At 58.8% G+C, this 22315-nt stretch carries 17 protein-coding genes and 1 tRNA gene; 7 read left to right on the top strand and 11 right to left on the bottom strand.

Annotated features, from left to right (window positions below; all coding sequences use genetic code 11):
* Positions 1-3: 3 nt before the first annotated feature.
* The 9 genes from RHP74_RS17095 to RHP74_RS17055 form a co-directional block, all read right to left on the bottom strand.
* Positions 4-1395 carry a GntP family permease gene (locus RHP74_RS17095; RefSeq protein WP_010460857.1) on the bottom strand — a complete coding sequence of 464 codons (1392 nt, stop codon included), beginning with the start codon at positions 1393-1395 and terminating at the stop codon, positions 4-6.
* Between the two features lie 298 nt (positions 1396-1693).
* Entirely contained in the window at positions 1694-3109 is a 1416-nt protein-coding gene (locus RHP74_RS17090) for a sigma-54-dependent Fis family transcriptional regulator (RefSeq protein WP_154912121.1), read from the bottom strand.
* Between the two features lie 170 nt (positions 3110-3279).
* Positions 3280-4854: an ABC transporter ATP-binding protein gene (locus RHP74_RS17085; RefSeq protein ID WP_083376592.1), complete on the bottom strand. Its 1575-nt coding sequence runs from the start codon at positions 4852-4854 to the stop codon at positions 3280-3282.
* 14 nt (positions 4855-4868) lie between these two features.
* Positions 4869-5891: an ABC transporter permease gene (locus tag RHP74_RS17080; protein WP_010460851.1), complete on the bottom strand. Its 1023-nt coding sequence runs from the start codon at positions 5889-5891 to the stop codon at positions 4869-4871.
* On the bottom strand, positions 5891-6952 hold the full coding sequence (locus tag RHP74_RS17075; RefSeq protein WP_010460849.1) for a microcin C ABC transporter permease YejB: 1062 nt from the start codon (positions 6950-6952) through the stop codon (positions 5891-5893). The genes RHP74_RS17080 and RHP74_RS17075 overlap by 1 nt, the downstream gene beginning before the upstream one ends.
* Positions 6952-8820, bottom strand: a complete 1869-nt coding sequence (locus RHP74_RS17070; RefSeq protein WP_221106129.1) for an extracellular solute-binding protein — start codon at positions 8818-8820, stop codon at positions 6952-6954. The genes RHP74_RS17075 and RHP74_RS17070 overlap by 1 nt, the downstream gene beginning before the upstream one ends.
* Positions 8821-8955: 135 nt before the next feature.
* On the bottom strand, positions 8956-9237 hold the full coding sequence (locus tag RHP74_RS17065) for a peptidylprolyl isomerase (RefSeq protein WP_007912303.1): 282 nt from the start codon (positions 9235-9237) through the stop codon (positions 8956-8958).
* A gap of 82 nt (positions 9238-9319) precedes the next feature.
* Entirely contained in the window at positions 9320-10201 is an 882-nt protein-coding gene (locus tag RHP74_RS17060) for a triacylglycerol lipase (protein ID WP_311095926.1), read from the bottom strand.
* A gap of 289 nt (positions 10202-10490) precedes the next feature.
* A complete protein-coding gene (locus tag RHP74_RS17055; RefSeq protein ID WP_083376595.1) occupies positions 10491-11579 on the bottom strand; it encodes a 3-deoxy-7-phosphoheptulonate synthase in 1089 nt (362 codons plus the stop codon).
* Positions 11580-12240: 661 nt separating this feature from the next.
* Between RHP74_RS17055 and RHP74_RS17050 the strand changes: the two genes are divergently transcribed.
* The 6 genes from RHP74_RS17050 (at position 12241) to RHP74_RS17025 (ending at position 16471) form a co-directional block, all read left to right on the top strand.
* Complete coding sequence (locus RHP74_RS17050; RefSeq protein ID WP_145310490.1) at positions 12241-12684, top strand: N-acetyltransferase; 444 nt, start codon at positions 12241-12243, stop codon at positions 12682-12684.
* A gap of 127 nt (positions 12685-12811) precedes the next feature.
* Positions 12812-13453, top strand: a complete 642-nt coding sequence (gene uvrY / locus RHP74_RS17045; RefSeq protein WP_008015884.1) for a UvrY/SirA/GacA family response regulator transcription factor — start codon at positions 12812-12814, stop codon at positions 13451-13453.
* 2 nt (positions 13454-13455) lie between these two features.
* Positions 13456-15279 carry an excinuclease ABC subunit UvrC gene (gene uvrC, locus RHP74_RS17040; protein ID WP_077747709.1) on the top strand — a complete coding sequence of 608 codons (1824 nt, stop codon included), beginning with the start codon at positions 13456-13458 and terminating at the stop codon, positions 15277-15279.
* A gap of 32 nt (positions 15280-15311) precedes the next feature.
* Entirely contained in the window at positions 15312-15872 is a 561-nt protein-coding gene (gene pgsA, locus RHP74_RS17035) for a CDP-diacylglycerol--glycerol-3-phosphate 3-phosphatidyltransferase (RefSeq protein WP_010460829.1), read from the top strand.
* Positions 15873-15935: 63 nt separating this feature from the next.
* Positions 15936-16011: transfer RNA gene (locus RHP74_RS17030), tRNA-Gly, on the top strand.
* Between the two features lie 229 nt (positions 16012-16240).
* A complete protein-coding gene (locus tag RHP74_RS17025) occupies positions 16241-16471 on the top strand; it encodes a hypothetical protein (protein WP_077747710.1) in 231 nt (76 codons plus the stop codon).
* A 30-nt stretch (positions 16472-16501) separates the two neighbouring features.
* Here RHP74_RS17025 and RHP74_RS17020 read toward each other — a convergent pair whose 3' ends face one another.
* Positions 16502-18325 (bottom strand): NAD(P)/FAD-dependent oxidoreductase, encoded by a 1824-nt coding sequence (locus RHP74_RS17020; protein ID WP_311095925.1) that lies wholly within the window; start codon positions 18323-18325, stop codon positions 16502-16504.
* Between the two features lie 242 nt (positions 18326-18567).
* Between RHP74_RS17020 and RHP74_RS17015 the strand changes: the two genes are divergently transcribed.
* Positions 18568-20457 carry a sigma-54-dependent Fis family transcriptional regulator gene (locus tag RHP74_RS17015; protein WP_077747712.1) on the top strand — a complete coding sequence of 630 codons (1890 nt, stop codon included), beginning with the start codon at positions 18568-18570 and terminating at the stop codon, positions 20455-20457.
* Between the two features lie 479 nt (positions 20458-20936).
* Here the strand turns inward: RHP74_RS17015 and RHP74_RS17010 are convergent, their stop codons facing one another.
* The gene (locus tag RHP74_RS17010) at positions 20937-21905 is read right to left on the bottom strand and encodes a DMT family transporter (protein ID WP_311095924.1); all 969 of its coding nucleotides are present in this window, start codon (positions 21903-21905) and stop codon (positions 20937-20939) included.
* Positions 21906-22315: the final 410 nt, after the last annotated feature.

The following is a 22315-nucleotide window of genomic DNA, read 5'->3' as shown; positions in this document are numbered from 1 at the left end:
ACCTCACACAATGCCAGTGGCGTAGAAAGTACCGATCACCACAAAAACCGCCAGGGTCTTGATCAGCGTAATACAGAAAATATCTTTGTAGGCTTCACGGTGGGTCAGGCCGGTGACCGCCAGCAGGGTAATCACTGCGCCGTTGTGCGGCAGGGTGTCCATGCCGCCACTGGCCATCGCAGCCACTCGGTGCAGCACTTCCAACGGAATGTTGGCAGCGTGGGCCGCAGCGATGAAGTCATTGGCCATGGCCGCCAGCGCAATGCTCATGCCGCCCGACGCCGAACCGGTGATACCGGCGAGCAGGGTCACGGTAATCGCTTCGTTGACCAACGGGTTGGGAATGCTCTTGAGCCAGTCGGCCAATACCAGGAAGCCCGGCAAGGAAGCGATCACCGCACCAAAACCGTACTCCGACGCGGTGTTCATCGCCGCCAGCAATGAACCGCTGACTGCACTTCGACTGCCCTCGGCCAACTTGCCGCGAATCGCCTGGAAGCCGAACACCAGCACCATGATGATGCCGACCAGCAAGGCCGCTTGCACCGCCCAGATCGCCGTGAGCTTGGCGATTTCGGTGGTGACCGGCGCGGCCATGCCCGGCAGCGCGAGGCTGTGGGTCTTGCCGTACCACTGCGGAATCCACTGGGTAAACAGCAGGTTCATGATGCCGACGGCCAGCAATGGCGACAGGGCAATCCATGGATTCGGCAGTTTGATGTCGGCCGCGGTTTCCGGCTCGTTGCGCAGTTCGGTGCCATAACCTTCACCGGCGGCCTGCGCCTTGTTGCGCTGGCGTTGGAGAAACAGCATGCCGGCGCAGACTACGAAGATCGCGCCGATTACACCCAGCCACGGCGCCGCCCACGCGGTGGTGTTGAAGAAGGTGCTGGGGATGATGTTCTGGATCTGCGGGGTGCCGGGCAGGGCGTCCATGGTGAACGAAAACGCGCCGAGGGCGATGGTCGCCGGGATCAAGCGCTTGGGGATGTTGCTCTGGCGGAACATTTCAGCGGCAAACGGGTAGACCGCGAACACCACCACAAACAGCGACACGCCGCCGTAAGTCAGCAGGGCGCAGACCAACACGATCACCAACATCGCCTGACGTGTACCGAGCAACCGAATCGCTGCCGCGACGATGGAGCGTGAGAATCCCGACAGCTCAATCAGCTTGCCGAACACCGCGCCGAGCAGGAACACCGGGAAATACAGTTTGATGAAGCCGACCATTTTTTCCATGAACACCCCGGTGAAGGCAGGGGCGACGGCGGAAGGGTCGGTGAGCAAGACGGCGCCGAGGGCGGCAATCGGGGCGAAGAGAATAACGCTGTAGCCACGGTAAGCAGCCAGCATCAGCAGCGCGAGGGCTGCCAAGGCAATGATCACACTCATGGTGTGTCTCCTGGATTGTTATTTTTGTAGGGTGGGACTTTTGTGGGAGAGGGCTTTAGCGAGATTCGTGCCATTTGTTTAAGGTATTGAAATATAAGGATATTTAATTATTTATAAGGTGATTCTGAATGATTTGTCTCTTATTCGAGATTTTTTTGCGGCTGTGAGAGTGCCTTCGCGGGCAAGCCTCGCTCCTGCATGATTTGCGGTCGTCCGCACAAACAAGAGCGCCTTGGTCCCGTAGGAGCGAGGCTTGCCCGCGAAGAGGCCCTGTCTACCAATAGAGATCAATGTCTCTTTATGGAGACTCGGCAATCCCTAGCGCCACCATCTTCTTATACAAAGTCGACCGACCCAGCCCCAACCGCGCCGCCGCTTCAATCACCTTGCCCCCGCATTGCGCCAGGGCAGATTCAATCAATTGCCGGTCAAACCGCTCCCGCGCCTCGCTGAACGTTTCCTGCGCAACGGCCTCAACGACCCTCGGCGCCACACGCGTCACCGGTGTGAACGTCCCGATTGCCGCGCGGATGTCCCCTGCATTCAGCATCAGGTCATCACTGAGCAGCGCCGCGCGTTCCAGCACGTTGCGCAGCTCACGGATATTGCCCGGCCAGGCGTGATGCGCCAGCAGGTCCAAGGCTTCGGTGTTCAGCTCATGCTGGCTGCGAAGTTCCTCAAGGATCGCTTCACTGAGCGCTGGCAAGTCATCAAGACGATCACGCAGGGGCGGCACGTTGATCGGCAGCACGTTGAGCCGGTAATACAAATCGGCGCGAAATTCGCCGCGCTTGATCGCCGCTTCCAGGTCCGTGGAGGTCGCTGCGATCACTCGCACATCACTCTGAATGACCTCATTGGAACCGACCGGCTCGAATTCCTTTTCCTGCAACACGCGCAGCAATTTGCTTTGCAGCGGCAGCGGCATGTCGCCGATTTCATCGAGAAACAGCGTGCCGCCCTGGGCGATCTGCAACTTGCCGGCCCGGCCTTTGCGATCGGCGCCAGTGAAGGCGCCCGGCGCGGTGCCAAAGAATTCGGCTTCGAGCAACGACTCGGGAATCGCTGCGCTGTTGATGCTGACGAAGGCTTTGTGCGCGCGGGGTGAAGCGCCGTGGATCGCCTGGGCCAGCAGCTCCTTGCCGGTGCCGGTTTCGCCGAGCAACAGCACCGGTGACTCGGCACTGGCACTGCGCCGGGCGCGGCGTTTGACTTCCAGGCTGGCGGCGCTGGTCCCGATGAAGTGGGCGAAGTTGTATTTGGTCTGCCGCGACCGCAGCAACGAGCGGGTAGAGGCCAGTTCTTCCTGCATGCTCAGGTAGCGTTTGAGCATCGGAGACAGGCTGTGCAATTCGTCGAACAGCGCAAAACCAATGGCGCCGATGACGGCGCCCGCGTCGTCGTGGATCGGCAAGCGCATGACCACCAGGGGTTCTTTCGGCGTGTCCTGCATATCCAGCAAAATCGGGCGACCGGTGCGAACTACCTCACGTAACAAGCTGCCCGGTATCACGCTTTCGCACGCTTTGCCGATGGCCACTTCGGCTGATTCCAGGCCGAAGCGGCGGGCGTAGCGCTCGTTCATCCAGACGATATTCGCGTCGCGGTCGACAATCACCGTACCCTCGCTGGATTGCTCGATGATCTCGAACAGCGAACGGATCGCCAGCAGGCGAACGCGCTGGTAGTCCTTGAGGCTTTCGGTGGTGTTCATGGGTTTCATGTCCAGAATGTGTGTTGTCTTGGCGGGCCTCTTCGCGGGCAAGCCTCGCTCCTGCAGGGTTTGTGTCGAGCCACAAATTCAGCGATAACCACAAAACCTGTGGGAGCGAGGCTTGCCCGCGAAGGCCGCGACGCGGTTCATCGATGTGGACGCGATTATGCCTACCGCGTATGCGCCGCCGCCAACAGCTCTTTGGTGTACGGATGCTGCGGCGAATCGAATACGTCGTGGCTGGCACCGCTTTCTACCACTTTGCCGTCCTTGATCACGATCATGTCGTGGGCGAGGGCACGTACCACCGCCAGATCATGACTGATGAACAGGTAGGTCAGGCCGTGTTTTTCCTGAAGTTGGCGGAGCAGGGCGACCACTTGTTTCTGCACGGTGCGATCCAGTGCCGAGGTCGGTTCATCGAGCAGAATCAGCGCCGGTTTCAGCACCAGCGCCCGGGCAATGGCGATTCGCTGACGCTGGCCACCGGAGAACTCGTGGGGATAGCGATCACGGCTTTGCGGGTCGAGGCCGACTTCTTCCAGTGCACGAATCACTTCGGCTTTGCATTCATCAGCGGTCAATTGGCTATGCACTTCAAGCCCTTCGCTGATGATCTGTGCCACGGACATGCGTGGACTGAGGCTGCCGAAGGGGTCCTGGAACACCACCTGCATCTTCTTGCGCCATGGCCGCAACTGCTTTTGCGTCAGACCGTCCAGTGCCTCGCCCTGAAAGCGAATGCTGCCTTCGGAATCGAGCAAACGCAGAATCGCCTGGCCCAGGGTCGATTTGCCCGAACCGGACTCGCCCACGATGCCCAGGGTCTTGCCACGCTGAATGTTGAGGCTGATGCCGTCCACCGCGTTCAGATACGTCTTGCGCTGGAACAAGCCGCCACCAAGGGCAAACTGCACGCGCAGGTTGTCCACTTCCAGAACGTTCTCGCGCTCGTCCCGGGGCAGGGCTTCGCCTTCCGGTTCGGCGTTCAGCAGCACGCAACTGTAGGGATGTTTCGGTTCGGTGAAGATCGTTTCGCAGGTGGCCTCTTCGACGATTTCCCCGGCCTTCATCACGCACACGCGCTGAGCGATGCTGCGCACCAGATTGAGGTCGTGGCTGATCAACAGCAGCGACATGCCGAGACGCTGTTGCAGGGACTTGAGCAGAATCAGAATCTTGCGCTGCACTGTCACGTCCAGCGCCGTGGTGGGCTCGTCGGCGATCAGCAACTGCGGCTCGCACGCCAGGGCCATGGCGATCATTACCCGTTGCCGCTGGCCACCGGACAGCTGATGGGGATAGGCCTTGAGCCGCTCTTTGGGTTTCTGGATGCCGACCAACTGCAGCAACTCCAGAATCCGCGCTTGCGCCGCGTTGCCCGTCAGGCCCTTGTGCACCAGCAGGGTTTCGCCGATCTGCTTTTCGATGCTGTGCAACGGGTTGAGCGAGGTCATCGGTTCCTGGAAGATCATCGCGATCCGGTTGCCGCGTAGCTCACGCAACACCTGGGGCGGGGCACCGAGCAACTCCTTGCCGCGATAGCGAATGCTGCCCGTGGTCCGGGTGCCGGTCTCGGGCAGCAGTTGCAGGATCGAGTGGGCGGTCACCGATTTGCCGGAGCCCGATTCGCCGACCAATGCCAGGCATTCGCCGGGATGGATGTCCAGGCACAGATTGCGCACCACCGTCTGGCCATTGAAGGCCACGCTGAGGTCACGGATTTCGATCAGGTTGGTACTCATATCTACAGTCCGCGTCAGGATCGGGGATCAAAGGCATCGCGCAACGCCTCGCCGATAAACACCAATAAGGAAAGAATCAGCGCCAGGGTGAAAAACGCCGTCAGCCCCAGCCACGGCGCTTGCAGGTTCTGCTTGCCTTGCCCGATCAGCTCGCCCAGCGATGCGCTGCCGGCCGGCATGCCGAAGCCGAGAAAATCCAGGGCCGTGAGGGTGGAGATGGCGCCGGTGAGAATGAACGGCAGGTAGCTCAAGGTCGCATTCATGGCGTTGGGCAGGATATGCCGGACAATCACTTTTCGATCCGTGAGGCCCAGCGCCCGGGCGGCTTTGACGTATTCCAGGTTGCGCCCGCGCAGGAACTCGGCGCGCACCACGTCGACCAGCGCCAGCCAGGAAAACAGCGCCATGATCCCCAGCAGCCACCAGAAATTCGGTTCGACGAACCCCGACAGAATGATCAGCAAGTACAGCACTGGCAGACCGGACCAGACCTCCAGCAAGCGTTGACCCAGCAGGTCGACCCAGCCGCCGTAATAGCCTTGCAAAGCGCCGGCGGCGATGCCGATCAAGGCGCTGACGAAGGTCAGCATCAACGCAAACAGGATCGACACCCGTGCGCCGAAAATCACCCGGGCCATGACGTCCCGGGACTGGTCGTCGGTGCCCAGCCAGTTGACGCTGGAGGGCGGGCTCGGCGCCGGTGTATTGAGTTCATAGTTGGGCGTGTCATCGCTGAACGGGATCGGCGGGAACAGCATCCAGCCGCCGTCCTTGTGAATCAGCTTTTGCACGTAGTCGCTGCGATAGTCAGCCTGGAATGGCAGTTGCCCGCCGAACTCCTGCTCGGTGTGGCGCTTGAATACCGGGAAGTACCACTGGCCCTGATAACTGACCACCAGCGGTTTGTCGTTGGCGATCAACTCACCGCCCAAGGTCAGCAGAAACAGGCCAATGAACAGCCACAGCGACCACCAGCCCCGACGGTTTTTCTTGAAGCGTTCAAAGCGGCGACGGCCTAACGGCGAGAGCTTGAACATCAGGCGTTCCTCGCGGCAAAGTCGATACGCGGGTCGACCAGGGTGTAGCAGAGGTCGCCGATCAGTTTTATCAAAAGCCCGAACAGCGTGAAGATAAACAGCGAGCCGAACACCACCGGATAGTCCCGCGACACGGCAGCCTCATAGCTCATGCGCCCCAGGCCATCGAGGGAGAAAATCACTTCGATCAGCAGCGACCCGGCGAAGAACACGCTGATGAACGCCTGGGGAATCCCCGACACCACCAGCAACATCGCATTGCGGAACACATGGCCGTACAGCACGCGTCGTTCGCTCAAGCCTTTGGCCCGTGCGGTGACCACGTACTGGCGCGTGATTTCATTGAGGAACGAGTTCTTGGTGAGGATCGTCAGCGTGGCGAAACCGCCGATCACCAACGCCGTCACCGGCAGCACCAGGTGCCAGAAATAGTCGGCGATCTTGCCCACGGTCGACAGCGATTCGAAGTTGTCCGACACCAGTCCGCGCACAGGGAACCAGTTCAGCGAGGTGCCACCGGCGAAGACCACGATCAGGAACATCGCGAACAGGAACGCCGGCATCGCGTAACCGATGATGATTGCCGTGCTGCTCCAGATGTCGAAATGGCTGCCATGATGCACGGCCTTGCGGATGCCCAGCGGGATCGACACCAGGTACGTGATCAGCGTCGCCCATAGCCCGAGGGAAATGGTTACCGGCATTTTTTCCAGGATCAGGTCGGTGACGGTGGCGCCGCGGAAGAAGCTCTTGCCAAAGTCCAGGCGCGCGTAGCTGGTGAGCATCAGCCACAGGCGTTCGTGTGCGGGTTTGTCGAAGCCGTACTGCTTTTCGATGTCCTTGATCAATTGCGGGTCGAGACCGCGACTGGCCCGGGAGGTGCCGGACATGGTCTCCCCGGAGCCGCCGCCGACACTGGCGCCACCGATGCCTTGCAAGTGCGCGATGGCCTGCTCCACCGGACCGCCCGGTGCAGCCTGGACGATGACGAAGTTGACCAGAAGAATGATCACCAGCGTCGGGATGATCAGCAGCAGACGCCGCAGTATGTAAGCCCACATCAATGCGGCCCTCCGGGTGTGCCACGGCGGATTTTTTCCGCCGTCATCTGCTGGTTGGTCAGCGGCGTGGTGCTCACTTCCCACCAGCTTTCGATGGCTTCGTCATTACTGGCCTGCTCGTTGGGCATGCCGAACCGGTTCCACCACACCGTTGAAGTGCCCGGCGGGTAATAGTTGGGAATCCAGTAGTAGTTCCATTGCAGCACCCGGTCCAGTGCGTGGGCGTAACGCAGCATTTCGGGCTGGGTGTTGGCGCGGACCAGGCCGTTGATCAGGGTGTCGACCGCCGGGTTCTTCAGCACCATGTAGTTGTTGGCGCCGGGGTCGTTGGCCGAGACCGAGCCGAAGTAGTTGAACAGCTCGCCACCCGGTGAAGTGGTGACCGGGTAGCCGGTGACGATCATGTCGTAATCGCGGCTCATCAGGCGATTCACATACTGGGACGCGTCGATGCGGCGGATGTTCAGGTCGATGCCGATCTGTTTCAAGGTGCGCTTGTATGGCAGGAGCAATCGGTCCATGCCGTTTTGGCTGACCAGAAAAGTGAAACTCAGCGGCGTGCCCTCGGCGTTGACCAGTTGGTCGCCGTCGGGTTTCCAGCCGGCCTGCTCGAGCAAGTCCAGCGCTTGCAATTGTTTGTCGCGAATCAGACCGCTGCCATCGGTTTTCGGCGCTTCGAAGACCTGGGTGAAGACTTCGTCGGGAATCTGCCCACGCAGCGGTTCGAGAATGGCCAGCTCGCCGGCGTCCGGCAGTTTGCGGGCGGCGAGGTCGGTGTTGGAAAAGAAGCTTTGCTGGCGGATGTACAGGTCGCGCATCATCTGCCGATTGCTCCACTCGAAATCCCAGAGCATGGCCAGGGCCTGGCGCACTCGGCGGTCCTGGAATATCGGTTTTTGCAGGTTGAAGACAAAACCCTGGGCCGATTGCGGAGCTTCTGTGGCCAGATGTGCTTTTTGCAGGCGACCGTCGCTCAGGGCCGGGCTTTCGTAGCCGATGGAGTAACCGGTCGCGGAGAATTCGCGGTTGTAGTCATAGGCGCCGCCACGCAGGACCTGGCGTGCGACGTCGGTATCGCCGAAGTACTCGATGCTGAAATGATCGAAGTTGTAGAGGCCGCGGCTGACCGGCAAATCCTTGCCCCACCAGGTGGCATTGCGCTCGAAGGTAATGCTGCGACCGGAGTCGACCTTGCCCACCTTATAAGGGCCGCTGCCCAATGGCGCCTCATAACCACCGCCATTGGCGAAGTCACGGGTCTTCCACCAGTGTTCGGGAAATACCGGCAACGTGGCGATGTCGAGGGGCAGGGTACGGTTTTCGTTGCTTTTGAAGTCGAACCGGACCGTTAGCGGCCCTTCGACTTCGACGCCTTTGACGTCGGCGAACTGGGTGCGATAGCGCAGGCTGCCCTGGGTCATCAGCAGGTCGAAGGTGTAGCGCACGTCCTGGGCGGTGATCGGTGTGCCGTCGGCGAAACGCGCCTTCGGATTCAAATAGAAGCGCAGCGACATACCGTCGTCGGAGCGCTCCATTTTCTGTGCCACCAGACCGTACACGGTATAGGGTTCGTCCAGCGAACGCTGGGCCAGGGGCGAGTAGAGCAAGCCGTCGATCTGCGTGACGCCAATGCCTTTGTCGATGTACGGCAATATATGGTCGAAATGCCCGATCTCGATGGCCGAGCGACGCATCGTGCCGCCCTTGGGGGCTTGCGGGTTGGCGTAGGCGAAATGACTGAAGCCGGCGGGGTACTTCGCCGGTTCACCGTACACGGTCAACGCATGTTGCGGTGCAGCATTCACACCGACGGCACTCAACAGCAGGGCCATGGCAGTGAACAACAAAGTGGGGAAAGCCAGTCGCATTGTCAGCCTTAGAGCCGGGTGGTCGATAACCGCAATTTGTACGCTAGCGGCGCGTCCCTCGCCAGCCGTATTACGTATCCGAAACACAACGGCCCGCCAAAAGGCGGGCCGCTGTGCAGAATATCAGAGTGCTGATCAGTCCTGACGGCTGGTCACTTCCAGCAGGTGGTAACCGAACTGGGTCTTGACCGGGCCTTGCACCACGTTGATAGGTGCGCTGAAGACGACGGTGTCGAACTCCTTGACCATCTGTCCTGGACCGAACGAGCCGAGGTCGCCGCCCTGGCGGCTGGATGGGCAAGTGGAGTTGGCTTTGGCAACTTCGGCGAAATCAGCGCCGCCTTCGATCTGGGCCTTGAGTTCGTTGCACTTGTCTTCCGAGCTAACCAGGATGTGACGGGCAGTGGCTTTAGCCATGGAAAATTCTCCTTTCAATGTTCAGTAAAGTGCGGAGCCTACCGGATTCAGTGGCCTATTTCTCGACAAAGTTCCGGACAGATTATAGGCCGGCATTTCTCAGGCGCTCGGCATGCTGCACATACAAGGCAATCGGATCGATGCCCCTGCGCAGCGGGCCGGCGGTTTGACAGAGGCTGTCCAGATGATCCAGCGGATAGTCGGAGCGGATGACTTTGCCTAAATGGGAGCTGTAGCGGCCCACCATGCCGTCATTTTGCTCTGCCTCGGTGGTGAAGTAGCGAGAGAAGGCCTGGAGGAAACCGTGCAGCGGACTGACCGCCCCCAACCCTTTATCGAGAAGGTCACCCTGCAATGTGCCGCTCCAGGAGTAATAACGCACGCCGTTCACCAGTTCGCGCCCCTTGCCGCCCCAGGTTTTCGGCAGTCCTTGCGGGTATTTGTCGTTGAACGCGCCCACACCTTCGGTGGTCAAGGCGTTGAGCGCGGCGATGGCGTTCTGCGGCAAATGCTGATGACCGCTGAGCAACGACAGAAAGTCAGCAAACAACGTGGCAACCGTGGCCGCCACGTGTTCCGGCAGGCGTCCCGGTGTGAGGGCCTTGCGCAGGAAATCGGCCAGTTCCGAGCCGTGGTTCGGGCCGCTGACCGAAGTCACCGACGCGACGATCTCCGGCGCGATGGCGGCGGCGTAACGTGCCGCGAGGGCACCCTGACTGTGACCGATCAGGTTGACCTGGTGGGCGCCGGTTCCTTCCAGCACCCGTTCGATCTGTGCCAACAGTTGGTCACCGCGCACTTCGTTGCTTTGGGTAGCCGAGAGGTGGGGGATGAACACTCTTGCACCGGCACTTCTGAGGGCCTGCTTGACGTCATGGAAGAGTTCGACTTTGCCAATGCGATCAAAGCCGAAGAGGCCGTGGGTCAACAGGATTGGATACTGAGTAGTTGCATTCCGTAGCATGTTCATTCCTTTTTCGCGATGGTTCAGAGATGTGAATATGGGCTCACTCTAAAGCACACCAGCGGCTCGGCGATGTATGAGGAATCCGCTGTAAGTTGATGAAAAAGGTATAGAAAACGTAGGAAAGTTCGAAAGAGCCTGAGGTCCCGTTCGGAATATTTGGACATCTTTTTGTCGTTCGCCGAGCGCATCAATGCAACGGCCTACTGTGTCAACGCCGTTTACCTGTCAACCGATTCGCTTTTCAGACGCCCAGCCCTCGAATCGAGGGCTGGAAGGTCGGCGGTGGTTATGCCGGTCGCTGAACGCCGTTCTGTGCTCGCAGCCGGTCGACGGCCTGTCGCAACAGGTGTTCCGTTCCGGTCCAGCCGAGGCAGCCATCAGTCACTGATACGCCGTAGCGCAGCGATGGGCTCAAGGGCTGGCAGCCTTCGAACAAATGGCTCTCGATCATCATGCCGATCAGCGATTGATCGCCTTGCAGGCGTTGCTCAAGCACATCGTTGAATACGGCGGGCTGACGAGCCGGGTCTTTGCCGCTGTTGGCGTGGCTGCAGTCGACCATGATCCGTGCGGGGATCTTGAGTCGGGTCAAGTCGCTGTTCACTTGGGCGACGCTGTCGCGATCGTAGTTCGGCCCGCGATGACCGCCGCGCAACACCAGATGGGTGTCGGGATTGCCAGGGGTTTGAATGATCGCAGGATGCCCCTGGCTGTCGACACCGAAATGACGATGCGGGTGGGCGGCCGAACGCATGGCATCGCTGGCAACGGCCACGCCGCCATCGGTGCCGTTCTTGAATCCGACGGGCATGCTCAGGCCGCTGGCCATTTCCCGGTGGATTTGCGACTCAGTGGTGCGGGCACCGATGGCGACCCAGCTCAGCAGATCGTCGAAGTAGCCGGCCGCCATCGGTTGCAACAGTTCGGTGGCAATTGGCAAGCCGAGGCGCAGCATTTCGCGCATCAGTTCACGGGACAGGGTCAAGCCGCCGGCCATGTCATCGCTGCCGTCAAGCTGCGGGTCGTAGGCCAGGCCTTTCCAGCCGACCGTGGTGCGGGGCTTTTCGACGTAGGCGCGCATTACCAGCAACAGCTGGTCGCTGACTTCGGCGGCGAGGCGAGCGAGGTGGGTGGCGTATTCGAGGGCGGACTGGGGATCGTGAATCGAGCAAGGGCCGACGATGACCAGCAGACGGGAATCTTCACCGTTGAGGATCGCGCGGACCGCGTCGCGGTGGGCGGCGACTTGCCGGGTCAGGGCGTTGTTGAGGGGCAGTTGCTGCTTGAGTTGCAACGAGCTGGGCAGACGCAGGGTCAGCGCTTCATTGGCGGGACTCAAGGTGGACAGCGGCAGAGCAGAGACGGACGAGTTCATATTCAGGCTTCCTGGGCTGGCGGCGGGTTCGTTCCCGCGCGCTCGGCCCTACTGGGGTGTTCGACAATTGGCCGGATTGGCTGCGTGTGTGTGCTTGCCACCTGTGGGTGACCGATCGGAGGCGGCAGGCTGTCCCGAGCGGAGGCTGCTAAATCGCCAGGCGGAAAAACTGTCGTAACGGTAATAAGTGGCGTAGTTCATTTCGTAAATCCTCTGGTTGTCTGGTGTGTCGCAAAAAAATCAGGGGCTGAAAAAACAAAACCCCCGGTCGGGAAGCCGACCGGGGGTTAAGAATTCTCTGGTGGCGACCCGTTTAAAGTGGGCGCCGTGTGGGTATCAGGCGCGCCAGTGGCTAAACCAATACCCAAAATAAAAGCTGACCGGAGCACAAACGTCAGTCGCCCGGGCAGCCGTAACCGAGCGCGAGGCGCTGGCGGTACGAAGCTGTAAGAGGGCGTTGAACATGGTCTGTCTCCGATGAATGCGCCGAGCTTACTAGAGGCCGGTGCGCGGTTTCAATCAGAAAATGCTATCGATGACCGATCACCTTTTCTATCGCTTGAGTGGTCGAGGTTTGTGACACACTTTGGGCGTCACTCACGAGTGATGTCACAAGGGCGAACCATGACGACACTGATCGTTGGCACCTGCGGAGGTTTTAATGGCTTTTGACTGGCGCCCGGCAACATCCGGCGACCTTGATTTCGCTCGCGAACTGACCTGTCGCAACATGCTCCGCTATTACATTCAAAATGACCTGCTCTGGCAGGACGAGGCGTTCGATGTCGCCTGGGCCGGGCGCGAGAACTGGTTGATTGTCCGGGACGATGTCTTGCTGGGTTATGTGAGCCTCAGTCGCGACTCCAGGGCTTTGTATATCCGCGAATTGCACGTGCTGGAAGCGTTTCAGGGGCAGGGTGCCGGTTCCTGGGCGATCGATCAGGTATTGGCCATGGCGTGCAAGGAACGGCGTCCAGCATTACGCCTGACAGTTTTTGAAACGAATCCGGCCAAAGCGCTGTACGAGAGAAAAGGACTGAAGGTAGCCGGCCAAGACGAGTGTTTCCTGAGAATGCAGCGTGATGTCGATGAGCTGTACCGCTGAAACACGCTAGCGACAAGCCTTTCAAGATGTATTGAAACTTTTTATATAGCGCTTGCCGCTAGGTCTGCCAGTCGCTTTTTGCTAAGGTGTCCGGCAACCCAATAAGACCATATCGCGAGGTGTCTGCTTGATTAGGGTGCTAGTAGTCGATGACCATGATCTCGTTCGTACAGGCATTACACGAATGCTGGCTGACATCGATGGCCTGCAAGTAGTCGGCCAGGCTGAGTCGGGGGAGGAATCCCTGCTTAAAGCGCGTGAGTTGAAACCCGATGTGGTGCTGATGGACGTCAAGATGCCCGGGATCGGCGGTCTTGAAGCCACGCGCAAATTATTGCGCAGTCATCCGGACATCAAAGTCGTCGCGGTCACCGTGTGCGAGGAAGATCCGTTTCCTACGCGGCTGCTGCAGGCCGGTGCCGCCGGTTATCTGACCAAGGGCGCCGGGTTGCCGGAAATGGTCCAGGCCATTCGCCTGGTGTTTGCCGGGCAACGCTACATCAGCCCGCAGATTGCACAGCAACTGGCGATCAAATCCTTTCAGCCGACCAACGATTCGCCCTTCGACGCGCTGTCGGAACGCGAGATCCAGATCGCATTGATGATTGTCGGCTGTCAGAAAGTCCAGATCATTTCCGACAAGCTCTGCCTGTCGCCCAAAACGGTCAACACTTACCGTTACCGCATTTTCGAGAAGCTCTCGATCAGCAGTGATGTCGAGCTGACGCTGTTGGCGGTGCGTCACGGCATGGTCGATGCCAGCCTCTGAAAATGACCGAAGTCTTTGATCCAGGCGCTTTTCTGTCGACCGTCAGTGGGCGCCCCGGCGTCTACCGCATGTTCGACAGCGATGCTCGCCTTCTGTATGTCGGCAAAGCCAAGAACCTGAAAAATCGCCTGTCGAGCTACTTCCGCAAATCCGGTCTCGCACCCAAGACGGCGGCGCTGGTCGCCCGTATCGCCCAGGTCGAAACCACCATCACGGCCAACGAAACGGAAGCCTTGCTGCTTGAGCAGACGCTGATCAAGGAGTGGCGTCCGCCGTATAACATCCTGCTGCGCGATGACAAATCCTACCCTTACGTCTTTCTTTCGGATGGCCAGTTTCCTCGTCTGAGCATTCATCGCGGTGCGAAAAAGGCCAAGGGCAAGTATTTCGGTCCGTATCCCAGCGCGGGCGCGATTCGCGAAAGCTTGAGCTTGCTGCAAAAAACGTTTTTTGTTCGCCAGTGCGAAGACAGCTATTACAAGAACCGCACGCGCCCTTGTCTGCAATACCAGATCAAGCGCTGCAAGGCCCCGTGTGTCGGGCTGGTAGAGCCCGAAGTGTATGCCGAGGACGTTCGCCACTCAGTGATGTTCCTTGAAGGCCGCAGCAATGCGCTGACCGACGAGTTGTCCGCGGGCATGGAAGAGGCGGCGATCAACCTCGAGTTCGAGCGCGCCGCCGAGTTGCGTGACCAGATTTCGCTGCTGCGTCGGGTCCAGGATCAGCAAAGCATGGAAGGCGGAACCGGCGATATCGATGTGATCGCTGCGTTCGTCAATCCGGGTGGTGCCTGTGTTCACCTGATCAGCGTGCGCGGTGGGCGGGTGTTGGGCAGCAAGAACTTCTTCCCTCAGGTCGGCATCGACGAGGACGTTTCCGAGGTCATGGCTGCCTTTCTCGGCCAGTACTTCATTACCAGTCCTGAGCGCGACCTGCCGAGCGAACTGATCGTCAACGTGGTTCACGAAGACTTTCCGACCCTCATTGTGGCCATCGAAGAGCTGCGCGGTCGCGAGTTGACCATCAGCCATCGGGTACGGGGTACGCGAGCACGCTGGCAACAATTGGCGGTCACCAATGCGGAGCAGGCGTTGGGCGCGAGGCTGGCCAACCGTCAACACGTCGCCGCGCGTTTCGATGCCCTGGCAGAAGTCTTGAACCTGGACGAGCCGCCACAGCGCCTGGAGTGCTACGACATCAGCCACTCCAGCGGCGAAGCCACCGTGGCGTCGTGCGTGGTGTTCGGTCCGGAAGGCCCGATCAAGTCCGACTATCGTCGTTACAACATCGAAGGCGTCACCCCGGGCGACGACTATGCGGCCATGCACCAGGCCCTGACGCGGCGCTTCAGTAAACTGAAGGACGGGGAGGGCAAGTTGCCGGACATTCTGCTGGTGGACGGCGGCAAGGGTCAGCTGTCGATGGCCCGCGACGTGCTCAATGAGCTGGCGGTGCCTGACCTGATTCTGCTGGGCGTGGCCAAGGGGGCGACGCGCAAGGCCGGTTTTGAAACCCTGTACCTCAACGACGCAGCTCACGAATTTACCTTGCGCGGTGATTCCCCCGCGCTGCATCTGATTCAACAGATACGCGATGAAGCCCACCGTTTCGCCATTACCGGGCACCGGGCCCGCCGTGGTAAAACCCGGCGCACCTCGACACTTGAGGGCGTTGCAGGCGTCGGACCGACACGCCGCCGCGATTTGTTAAAACATTTTGGTGGATTGCAGGAGCTGTCTCGTGCCAGCATCGAAGAGATCGCCAAAGCACCCGGGATCAGTAAAAAGCTCGCAGAGTTGATTTATGCAAATCTGCACAGCGAGTAGAATGCCACCTCACCTCGTAGCCAGTTGTGCCGATGAATATCCCTAATCTGATTACCGTTCTACGCGTCCTGCTCATCCCGATCTTCATTTTACTGTTCTACCTGCCGTACCAATGGAGCTACATGGCCTCCGCTTCGGTCTTCGCATTTGCCGCCGCCACAGACTGGCTGGACGGTTATCTGGCCCGTCGTCTGGAGCAAAGCACACCATTTGGGGCGTTCCTTGACCCCGTGGCTGACAAGCTGATGGTGGCCGTTGCGCTGGTGTTGCTGGTGCAAGAACACGGCAACCTGTGGCTCACGCTGCCGGCGGCCGTCATCATCGGTCGCGAAATTGTCGTCTCGGCACTTCGCGAGTGGATGGCCGAACTCGGTGCACGGGCTCACGTTGCCGTGTCGAACCTGGGCAAATGGAAAACCGCCGCGCAAATGCTGGCGCTGGTGATCCTGCTGGCCAATCCATCGGACTTTACCTTCTGGGTCTTGATCGGTTATGCCTTGCTGCTGGTATCTGCCGGCCTGACATTGTGGTCCATGGTCCAATACCTGCGGGCTGCCTGGCCGCATCTGAAGACCGACGTGGAAAAGAAATAAAACTTTTTTGAATCAAAGGGTTGACGGGGCTTCTGGATTCTATAGAATGCGCCACACCAAGACGCGGGAATAGCTCAGTTGGTAGAGCACGACCTTGCCAAGGTCGGGGTCGCGAGTTCGAGTCTCGTTTCCCGCTCCAGATGTTGTTTTGCAGAGCTCCATTGAGCTCTGCAAATCTAGAAAATAGAGGCTTCGGCCTCTTTTTTCGTTCCGGCGAATTCTACCGAAATCTACCTGCAGCCACGAATTTTAAGTACATCAATGAGTACATTGAAATCCGGGCTTTGCTGATAGCCGTTTCCAGATAGATGACGCATCGCCGGACCCGTACATCTCTCCTCAATCGAACGAGACGAGGAGATGTATTCATGCCTTTGACTGATACCGCCGTTCGTAACGCCAAACTCTACGGAAAAAACTATACCCTCAAGGATATGGATGGGTTGTACTGTTTGTTACCGGATTGGTATGTGGATCTAGGTGTCGTTTCGGTGTACTTCTCGTCCCGAAAAGCTTTGCCGGCCAAAACACGAGTGTTCGTGGATTTTCTGCTGGAGCATTTTCAAGGATCGCTCAGCCAGCGTTTTCGTGCCGATTGAGCGCCCAACCTCGGTTGGGCGCCTTCTGACTCAGCCAGTGTGATGACTCTTTGCAAGGCCGTAGATGGATGTGTCGATGCCTTCGAAGCGCGCCTTTAACTGCAACGCCAGATACAGCGAATAATGCCGTGACTGGTGCAGGTTGCCACCGTGGAACCAGAGGTTTTCCTGCTGTGTGGGCTTCCACATGTTGCGCAGTTCGCCCTCATAAGGACCAGGATCATTCGTGGTTCCAGACCCCAGTCCCCAGCAACGGCCGACCTTGTCAGCGACTTCCTGGGAAATCAGCTTCGCCGCCCACCCATTCATTGAGCCATAGCCCGTGGCGTAGACGATCAGATCTGCAGGTAGGCGGCTGCCATCGTTGAGGACGACGGCATCTGCTTCGATGCGTTCGACACCCAGGCCTGGCGCGCTTTTGAGCTTGATCGTGCCGTTAGCGATGAGTTCGCAGGCGCCGACGTCGATGTAGTAACCAGAACCACGGCGGACGTACTTCATAAAAAGGCCAGATTCGTCGTCACCGAAATCCAGCATGAAGCCGGCCTTGGTCAAACCCTCGTAGAAGTCCTTGTCACGCTCCTTGATCGCTTCAAAGATGGGTTGATGGAAGCTTGGCATCACTTTGTAGGGGATAGAGGCGAATAGCATGTCAGCCTTGTCGGTGGTCAAGCCTGTCTCCAGGGCGTCTTCAGAGTAGAGCCCGCCGAAGACCAGCTCCATCAAGCTGTCGGAGCGTACGATGTGGGTGCTGGAGCGCTGCACCATGGTCACCTCGACACCGTTCTCCACCAAGTCGGCGCAGATATCGTGAGCAGAGTTGTTGGCACCGATGACAACCGCGCGCTTGCCGCGCCAGGCGTCCCCGCCGGGGTGGCGGCTGGAATGGTGCTGCTGGCCATTGAAAATCTCAGCACCCGGGTAAACAGGAACGTTGGGGACGCCAGACATGCCAGTGGCGAGGATCAACTGTGTAGGCTGTAAAGTCACACGCTCGCCATCGCGCTGCACTTCAACCTTCCAGGTGCCACTTTGCTCGTCAAAGTTGGCACTCACGCATTCGGTACGCGGCCAATAATTGAGCTCCATGACTTTGGTGTACATTTCCAGCCAGTCTCCAATCTGGTCTTTTGGGGTGAAGACTGGCCAGTGATCGGGGAAGGGCAGGTAAGGCATATGGTCGTACCAGACAGGGTCGTGCAGGCACAGCGACTTGTAGCGACCGCGCCACTGATCTCCAGGACGCTCGGCTTTGTCGACGATCAGAGTTGGCACGCCCATTCGCTTGAGCCGCGCAGCGAGCCCCAGCCCACCTTGGCCGCCACCAACGATCAGGCAGTAAGGTTGGGTGGTAATGCCTAGCGAAGCTTCTTCATCTTGGCGACGCTCTAACCAGTTGCGTTTGTCGGCGTGGGTGTGACCATGACTTGCACCCATTGGACGACGGCGGCCACTGGGTTCTTCAAAGCCTTTGAGCTCGCGCATGGCTGTCAACAGCGTCCAGCACACACCGTCTTTTAGGCGAACGTAGCCTTTACCTCGCGCCGCTTCGGTTTCCAGGCTGATCCAACCTTCGAGCACACCGTCATTCAGCGTCGCTTCACCTTCCAGTTTCCATCGCTCAGGACGAGTCTGGTCGAGGCGTGCTTCGAGCATGTCTCGGATGGCAGGCTTGCCTTCGAGTGTCACCAGGTTCCAGCTGAAAAGTAGCAGGTCACGCCAGTGACACTCTTCGGCAAACAGTTCCAGTACGCCGTCCACATCACGTTGGGCGAGACGCTCGCCGAGGTTTTCGACCCAAGCCGCGAGTTGAGCAGTTGGCGTGTGCAGAGGTGTTTCAAAAGCGATGTTCATGGGGCTTCTCCGATCTTGTTGTTTTTGTACAACTTGCCCCTGAGCAAGGCTCGGGCCACCTTCGCGAAAGCCCCATTGCAGAGCGGCTGCTGCGGTGTTGCTCAGGCTTGGATTCGCAGATGTGTCACGATTCTGAAAATGATGGATGACAGAGTGTCACTCGGTGCAAAAGCGCTGGTTGCGATCTTTTCATATAAGCTGCGAACAGACCCGTGTCCTAACCGTAACGGAGAACAAGAATAATGAAGCCGGCCTTGATCAACGCCCATGCACAACAAGTGCTGCAAGCCGTGCAGGGTACTCACGCCACCCATGGCCCTATTGCTGACTTGGCCATCACACGATCCTGGCGTCGGTGCCTGGATCAATATCAGCTCGATCCTGCCAGTCGCCGCGCACCTAACGTGGTTGAGCATCCACGCTTGCAGGATCACCGCGCGCCACTGGAACACATCATCGCTGTGGCTCACTGGCAGATGAGCAACTTGCACCAACAGCTCGGACGTGATGGCCACGTGGTGCTACTCACCGACGCTCGCGGTGTGGCGATCGACAGCGTGTTCAATGACTCCGAACGAGCCGAATTGCAGCGTTCCGGACTGTGGCTCGGTTCGGTATGGAGCGAGGATTGTGAGGGAACCAACGGTGTCGGCACCTGCCTGGTCGAGCGACAGCATGTCACTATCCGTCGTGATCAACATTTCCGTGGCAAGCATGCCGGCTTAACCTGTTCGGCCAGCCCGATATTTGATGCGAGCGGAGAGTTGCTCGCCGTTCTTAACCTCTCTTCTGTGCGAGAAGAACAAGGTCTTCAGCAGCACTTCAAAGCAATGGCATTGACCAACCTGACAGCCCATTTGATCGAGAGCTGTTATTTCCTGGGGCATGATCCGCAGCGATACTTGCTGCGCTTCCACCCGGAGTCCGGCTACGTCGGGCTATTGGGGGAGGGGTTGCTCAGTTTCGACGAGAGCGCTTGTATCTGTTCAGTCAATCATGCGGCGCTCGAGCTGCTGGGCCTCAGCCGCGAGCAGGTGGTTGGGCAATCTCTGACGATGCTGTTGGAGACACCTCTCGATCAGGTGATGAGTCAGGCCAGCTCGCAGCCAAGTGTCTGCTGGCCAATGCGGCTGCTGGACGGACGCCAGCTCTACGGACAGTTGCGAGAACCCTTACGCCGAGTGCCTTCCGGCACTCCTGCAATCCCCAAAATTGACGACGGGCAAGTGTGTCTCGAAGATCCGCGCTTGCAACGCGGCTTTGCTCGCGCATTGCGTGTTTTGGAGCGTGACGTACCCGTGTTTTTACAAGGTGAAACCGGTACAGGCAAAGAAGCTTTTTCTGCTGCGCTGCATCGCGCCAGCTCCAGGGTTAGCCAGCCGTTTGTAGCGATCAATTGCGCGGCCATTCCAGAAACGCTGATCGAGAGCGAGCTGTTCGGCTATCACGGCGGCAGCTTTACTGGCGCACGCAAGGACGGAATGATCGGTAAGCTGGAGCAAGCCCATGGCGGCATTCTATTTCTCGATGAGATCGCCGATATGCCCCTGGCGTTGCAGACTCGCCTGCTGCGGGTGCTGGAGGAACGTCAGGTGGTGCCCCTAGGCGGCGCGACGGCACGTCCTCTCGATATTCGCCTTATCAGTGCCAGCCACCAGGATCTGCACACCTGTGTGGTCGAAGGGCGTTTTCGCGAAGACTTGTTTTATCGCATTGCCGGTTTCTCCGTGCAGCTCCCACCGTTACGTGAGCGTTCAGACAAGGGGCGTTTGCTCGACCTTCTACTGCGCGAAGAGACAAAAGATGCAAGGATTCGGCTCGAGGCCGGAGTTAGAGAGCGTTTGCTGACGCATCCTTGGCCGGGTAATGTCCGGCAGCTGCGTACGTGTCTGCGCACACTGATAGCGTTGTCGATGGAGGGACGTGTCACTCTGGAGGACTTGGCGGAGTTGCTACCGGCCGTTCCAGCCGTGTTAGCCGAAAACCCACTTGGAGTGTCCGAACGGCAGACACTGCTAACGTTGATTGAGGCGGAACATTGGCACATCGCTCATGTCGCCGCCCGCCTGGGGATCAGCCGTAATACGCTCTACCGCAAACTGCGCCAGCATGGTATTTCGCGCCCCGGTTGAATGCCGAACCGCTGTGTCTGACTGACGTCTTGAAGGGTACCGGCCAAGTGATGTCGGTTTGAGTACATAAGCCCCAGACGTCTATTTTCCTGACTACCCGGGCAGTGCGGACGGCCGTAGGTTCTGGCAGCACTTGGCAGGGGCAAGTGAACGTGTTGTGAAGCGCAACAAGCAATCACAGGAGGTCTGGCTGGAGGCGGGCTACAACCCGGACCAAGCCTTAGCTTTCTTCACCTCACGTCGAGCTGCCATGAGCTCATCTACGAGACTCTGCCGCACATCCTCCTTAAGCGATGGATTAGAACATCGCCACAGCTGCCCTTTGACAACAAAGTAACGACCGTCAGGTGTTACTGGGTTCATTCCACACCTCCGATCTTCCAAAGGGCGCTCGTTCAATGAATTCACAATGGATGACTACCTAAGTTCTCGGGCAGGACGGCGGTTACGTTGTTTAACCCCAAGCAGTATCCCTGGTATTAGCACTGTGCCCGTGGCGCTTTGGCGTCAGCCTTGATAGCTGATGTGCGATACGTCAGCAAAACGATACAGGTGACCACAATCGCCCCACCCAGAACCTGCCCCGCACTGAGCATCTGATCCAGCACAATCCAGCCCATCAGCAACGTCGCCAGCGGCTCGATGTTCATCACCGGCGCATTGCGTGGCATGTCCAGCCGAGGCACCAAAATAAACAGTACGATAAAACCCGTGCCGTACAGCACCACCAAGGTGGCAAGGGCCAACCATCCGGTTGACGTCGCGGGCAGATTTAGTCCGCCTGGAAGGGCGCCAGCCAACCCCGCAAGATTGACGCTGCCGAATACGATAAAAATGGTCAACAGACTGCGCACCGAACCACGTACCTGAGACAACTTGTGGTCAGTAATCCACAGCGCGCATGCGAACACGCTGGCGGCGCAGAACGCGAACGCGACGCCCAGCAGCCATTCTTGGCTGACGTTGGTCGTGGTCGACACACGCCCGGGGACATCCAACACAAACACCAGCCCAACCAGAATCAAACCCATCAACGTAGCGGTGCGTGCAGTCGGTCTCGGGCCACCCACTACCCAGGTGAGCAACGCCAGCAAGATAGGAAACACGTTGGCCACCAGCAGCGCCAGCGCCACTGGGATTCGTGCTACAGCGGAGTACAGACACAGGCTCTGCACGGTAATCAGAAGGCCCAACAGCAACTGCCAGTGCCAGGTACCCGGCGGCGGACGCAGACTTTGTTTTTGCCACAACACCAGGATGGCGAGCACCAGCAAGGTCCCGCCAGAACGCATCAAAATCGCCAACAACACACCCGCGCCATCGTCAAAAGCGACCCGTGCCGCCACATGGTTACCGGCGAACGCGCAGCCCATGCACAAAAGTATGATCACGGCGAGATGGCGGGGGAAGGGCGGCGGTATGGTTTGGGCATACGTAGGGCGGGGCATGGCAGGTCTCGAAGAGTGATAGGCCGACTCAGGTGGCGGGGGCATTTTTATAATGTTGTCGTACAACTTGGTTGGTTTGTATCGTATTCGAGTAGGCTGGGCAAGAGGGTTTCGAGCGTTGCAGGCTCTAGTATTGCGTTGGAGGGGTGATTTTTGCTTCTTTGGTTAATGATTAGAGATCGTATGACTAGGGTGCCCAGGCCTATTCCGACCATATTTTTTCTGGTTATGGCGATAAAAATGTTCGGCCAGACGAGAGCCTTTCAGGCCCTCTCCAATTGCCATACATCTTTAAACTAGCTATTCGCTTGAGGACTTGCTTGTCCGTTGCTTACCTTGAACCGATCCACGCTGCTCGACGCAAAGCGTGAGTTCCATGATGGCGGCCTCAAAGGCAAGCTGGTTTTGAT

Source organism: Pseudomonas sp. SG20052 (genome assembly GCF_031766055.1).
Classification (GTDB): domain Bacteria; phylum Pseudomonadota; class Gammaproteobacteria; order Pseudomonadales; family Pseudomonadaceae; genus Aquipseudomonas; species Aquipseudomonas mandelii.
Note: the sequence above shows the minus strand (reverse complement) of the source record. Positions and strands in the feature narration are given on the sequence as shown.

Excerpts from the sequence above, each read along its gene's own strand:
- RHP74_RS17095 (WP_010460857.1), bottom strand. The coding sequence starts at position 1,395 with ATGAGTGTGATCATTGCCTTGGCAGCCCTCGCGCTGCTGATGCTGGCT.
- RHP74_RS17090 (WP_154912121.1), bottom strand. The coding sequence starts at position 3,109 with ATGAACACCACCGAAAGCCTCAAGGACTACCAGCGCGTTCGCCTGCTG.
- RHP74_RS17085 (WP_083376592.1), bottom strand. The coding sequence starts at position 4,854 with ATGAGTACCAACCTGATCGAAATCCGTGACCTCAGCGTGGCCTTCAAT.
- RHP74_RS17080 (WP_010460851.1), bottom strand. The coding sequence starts at position 5,891 with ATGTTCAAGCTCTCGCCGTTAGGCCGTCGCCGCTTTGAACGCTTCAAG.
- RHP74_RS17075 (WP_010460849.1), bottom strand. The coding sequence starts at position 6,952 with ATGTGGGCTTACATACTGCGGCGTCTGCTGCTGATCATCCCGACGCTG.
- RHP74_RS17070 (WP_221106129.1), bottom strand. The coding sequence starts at position 8,820 with ATGCGACTGGCTTTCCCCACTTTGTTGTTCACTGCCATGGCCCTGCTG.
- RHP74_RS17065 (WP_007912303.1), bottom strand. The coding sequence starts at position 9,237 with ATGGCTAAAGCCACTGCCCGTCACATCCTGGTTAGCTCGGAAGACAAG.
- RHP74_RS17060 (WP_311095926.1), bottom strand. The coding sequence starts at position 10,201 with ATGCTACGGAATGCAACTACTCAGTATCCAATCCTGTTGACCCACGGC.
- RHP74_RS17055 (WP_083376595.1), bottom strand. The coding sequence starts at position 11,579 with ATGAACTCGTCCGTCTCTGCTCTGCCGCTGTCCACCTTGAGTCCCGCC.
- RHP74_RS17050 (WP_145310490.1), top strand. The coding sequence starts at position 12,241 with ATGGCTTTTGACTGGCGCCCGGCAACATCCGGCGACCTTGATTTCGCT.
- uvrC (WP_077747709.1), top strand. The coding sequence starts at position 13,456 with ATGACCGAAGTCTTTGATCCAGGCGCTTTTCTGTCGACCGTCAGTGGG.
- pgsA (WP_010460829.1), top strand. The coding sequence starts at position 15,312 with ATGAATATCCCTAATCTGATTACCGTTCTACGCGTCCTGCTCATCCCG.
- RHP74_RS17025 (WP_077747710.1), top strand. The coding sequence starts at position 16,241 with ATGCCTTTGACTGATACCGCCGTTCGTAACGCCAAACTCTACGGAAAA.
- RHP74_RS17020 (WP_311095925.1), bottom strand. The coding sequence starts at position 18,325 with ATGAACATCGCTTTTGAAACACCTCTGCACACGCCAACTGCTCAACTC.
- RHP74_RS17015 (WP_077747712.1), top strand. The coding sequence starts at position 18,568 with ATGAAGCCGGCCTTGATCAACGCCCATGCACAACAAGTGCTGCAAGCC.
- RHP74_RS17010 (WP_311095924.1), bottom strand. The coding sequence starts at position 21,905 with ATGCCCCGCCCTACGTATGCCCAAACCATACCGCCGCCCTTCCCCCGC.